Here is a 3604-nt window from a genome sequence, read left to right on the forward strand (position 1 = left end):
CGGCGGGGGCCAGCTGGCGCTCCCGGTCCAGGAGGCTCTCTTTGATGGTCAGCCCCCAGCGGAAGCCGCCCAGGCTGCCGTCGGTGCGGATGACCCGGTGGCAGGGTACGAAGAGCGCCGCCGCGTTGAAGGCACAGGCGCTGGCCGCGGCGCGGACGGCCTTCACGTTTCCGGACAGCTCCGCGTACTCGGTGTAAGTCACGGGGTGTCCCGGCGCGACGGTGCGGAGCATGTCCCAGGCGTGGCCCCGGAAGGGACCGGACTTCTGCAGCACCGGCACCCCCATGGCCGGTTCCGGGTTACCGGCGTAGAACTCCTCGACGGCGTGCGAGATGGCGCCCAGCCCCGTGACGGTCTCGTATTCACCGGGCAGCAGGTCCGCGTGGATCTGCCCGGTCAGCTCGCCGGGAACGGCGGTCCACCCTGAGGCAAGCACGGACCCGTCCCGGGCAAGGATGGTGAAAGGGCCGTCCGGGGTGGACATGGTCAACAACTGGGCTTTCATGATTTCGCTTTCTTCGAAGGAGGCGACGGCATGCGCCCTGCGGTCTGGGCAGCGGCTGCCGCGCGCCACAGGTGCATCGTCGCGTAGGAGCGCCAGGGACTGAGCTCTCGGAAGTCAGGACTCAGGCGGGTTTCGGCGGACACTGCCGCGCCGCCAGTCCCAAGGGCGAGCGAGCGGATGCCATTGCGCACCGCCGCATCGTTGGCCAGGAAGACATCAGGGGCGCCGATCACGCGCATCGCCACGTAGCCAACCGTCCACGGCCCGACGCCGGAGAGGGGCAGCAGTTTGGTCTCCAGCGCGGGCAGGTCATCGCCGTAGCCGAAGTCGAGCGCTCCCGCGGCCATCGCGGCGGCGGCGTCCCGGACCGAGTCGATGCGGCGTTGCGGGCCGCGGAGCAGCCGGAACCCGGTTTCCGCGATTTCGGCCGCGGTGGGGAAGATCCGGTCCAGGCTGTCGGCGGGAACCAGGCTGTCGCTCCCGGCGGCGGACAGGTGGACGAGCGCGGTCCGCGCCGCGGCGACGGTGATCTGCTGGCCGATCATGGCCCGGATCAGCAGCTCCTGCGGGTCGACGGCGCCCGGCATCCGCATGCCCGGCGTGGCGGCGACGCTGGCTGCCAGCCGCGGATCGGACCCCAGCGCAGAGTCGATGGCGACGGGGTCGGCGTCGAGATCCAGCAGCCGGCGGACCCGGCTGAGCAGGGAGGGCAGGTCCCGGAGGTCGACGGCGCCGATGGTCAGCACCAGCGGGCGGCCCGCTGTACCGGCGTCGTAGTCCACCCGGAAGCGGGCGTCGCCGTGGGCCAGGCGCAGGGTCCGGGCGTAGGAGCTGGACGAGCCTTCCTCGATGCCGGGGACGGCCCGGACCGCGAGGAAATCGAAGACCCCCGGATCGAACGGCTCGCGGTATGGCAGGTTCAGGGTCAGGGCCGTCGACGACACAGCGGTCACAGCAGGCGACCGGTGGTGCCGGGCGGTGGCCCGGAGCGCCGACGGGGTCATGGCGAAGACCTCGCCGATGGTCTCGTTGAACTGGCGGACGCTGCTGAAGCCGGCCGCGAAGGCAATGTCGGCGGCTTTCATGGCCGTGGACACGAGCAGCGTGCGGGCGGTCTGGGCCCGGCTGGCCCTCGCGAGGGACAGCGGTCCCGCGCCGAGTTCGTGGCTCAGGATCCGGTTGAGCTGCCGCGAGGAATACCCGAGGCGGGCTGCGAGCCCTTCCACGCCGTCGCGGTTGATCACCCCGTCGTTGATCAGCCGCATGGCCCGCCCCGCGATGTCCGAGCGGAGGTTCCAGGCGGGCGTGCCGGGGACCGCCTCGGGCAGGCATCTTTTGCAGGCCCGGTAGCCGGCGTCGTGCGCGGCGGCGGAGGTTTCGTAGAACGTGACGTTCCCCGCCTTGGGCGTCCGGGCCGGGCATGACGGCCGGCAGTAGATGCCCGTGGTGCGGACAGCGGTGTAGAACTGCCCGTCGAAGCGGGTGTCCCGGGCATCGATTGCCCGGTAGCGCTGCCAGAAGTCCATGAGTTCATCCTGCCAGCTTCCCGGAACAGCTGCTAGCGGAAATCGGACACGGCCGTGGAGGGGGACCCGGATGGTTTGTTAAAGTCGGAGCATGAGTTTGCCACCTCGTGCCGGCGCGCCTGCCGGCCGACTCCCTGCCGGTGGGCTGCCTGCCGACGAGCTGCCTGCCGACGAGCTGCGGGAGCTCCTGTCCGCAGACGCCCGGCAGGTGGCGCCGCTGCTGCTCGGCGCGGTGCTGACGCACGAGGGACGCGACGGCCTGGTGTCCGTGCGGATCACCGAGGTGGAGGCCTACCTGGGCCCGCACGACTCGCCGCACCCGGACCCCGGATCGCACACGTTCCGCGGCGCCACCGCCCGCAACGCCCCGATGTTCGGCCCGGCAGGCCACCTGTACGTCTACTTCACCTACGGCATGCACTACTGCGCCAACATCGTATGCGGGCCGGCGGGGGTGGCCTCCGCCGTGCTGCTGCGGGCCGGCGAGATCGTGGCCGGGGAGGACCTGGCACTCACCCGGCGGCCGACGTCGAAGTCCTCCACGGAGCTGGCAAGCGGCCCTGCCCGGCTCGCCACCGCGCTCGGCATCACGACGGCGGACAGCGGCCGGGACGCGCTCGGGGCCCCGTTCCGGCTGGAACTCCCGGCCCTCCAGGCCGTGGACGTCAGCGCCGGACCACGCGTCGGTGTCTCCGGCGCAGGGGGCACCCGCGACTACCCGTGGCGCTTCTGGCTGAACGGCGACCCGACCGTCTCGCGCTACAAGGCGGCGAAAGTGCGCCCGGGCTAGCGGCCGCGGCGGTGGTTCCCTGGCATCCGGTCGCGGGGGGATGATGAGTTCTTATGGGAGAGGGCAAACGGGGCAAGCCGCGCAGCGAGCTCGAACGGCTTGAGATCTTTGAACAGCTGGCCGCCGAGTACTTCCGCGTGGTCGAGCTCTTCCGGTGGGATGGCGGGCCCGTCCCGACGGACTCCCTCGAGGGGGAGCGCCGGCGTTGGATGGAACTCTTCCGGGCAGCCCTGTTGCGCAAGTTCATCGTCCGTGACGAACACGTGTCCCTCAAGCTCGTGGTGCGGGCCCTCCGCCTGTGCAACTACACGGCAGACCCCGTGCTCGGGGAGGCGACCGAGGCAGTGGCCGGCATGTTCACCCCCGAGATGGTCCAGGGCCGCCAGCACGTGACGCCGGAACCGGCCCCGGATCATGACCGTGACACTTTCGAGGACGTCCTCTACGGGCGGCTCCTGCACGGCGATGCCGACCGGTTCCACCGCTCGGCATGGGCACAGGACAACAATCGCCTCAGTGCCGCGGCGGCCCAACGGTTCGACGCGGAACAAGCGCTCCGCGCAGCGCTCGACGTCGTGAGGTACGCATTCGCGAACGGCCTCCTGCGCGCTCCCGCTGTGCCGCCGGACGACGCCGGGCCCCCGGCGGAGACCTAGGGAGTTTCAGGACGCGGCGAGGGTGGGGACCGCGCCCTCGGCTCCGAGGGCGAACGGGGCGAGGCGGCGCCGGAGGTCTTCGCGCGCGTGCGGCCACTCCTGCGAGAGGATCGAGTAGACGGCGGTG

Annotated in this window: 4 protein-coding genes; 2 read left to right on the plus strand and 2 right to left on the minus strand. The window is 71.4% G+C overall.

The features are described 5' to 3' along the window. Both K789_RS0100590 and K789_RS0100595 read right to left on the minus strand, forming a co-directional pair. Positions 1-505 (minus strand): methylated-DNA--[protein]-cysteine S-methyltransferase (locus K789_RS0100590; protein WP_024365050.1); only part of this gene is annotated, 505 nt, incomplete at its 3' end. Continuing rightward, entirely contained in the window at positions 502-2031 is a 1530-nt protein-coding gene (locus K789_RS0100595) for a DNA-3-methyladenine glycosylase 2 family protein (RefSeq protein ID WP_024365051.1), read from the minus strand. The genes K789_RS0100590 and K789_RS0100595, both read right to left, overlap by 4 nt. A 91-nt stretch (positions 2032-2122) precedes the next feature. On the opposite strand from K789_RS0100595, the gene K789_RS0100600 reads away from it, so the two are divergent. Together K789_RS0100600 and K789_RS25285 are read left to right on the plus strand one after the other, a co-directional pair. Next, entirely contained in the window at positions 2123-2821 is a 699-nt protein-coding gene (locus K789_RS0100600) for a DNA-3-methyladenine glycosylase (protein ID WP_084507114.1), read from the plus strand. A gap of 53 nt (positions 2822-2874) precedes the next feature. Beyond that, positions 2875-3477, plus strand: a complete 603-nt coding sequence (locus K789_RS25285) for a hypothetical protein (protein WP_024365053.1) — start codon at positions 2875-2877, stop codon at positions 3475-3477. Positions 3478-3604 lie beyond the last annotated feature (127 nt).

It is taken from the genome of Arthrobacter sp. TB 26 (assembly GCF_000427315.1).
Taxonomy (GTDB): Bacteria; Actinomycetota; Actinomycetes; order Actinomycetales; family Micrococcaceae; genus Arthrobacter.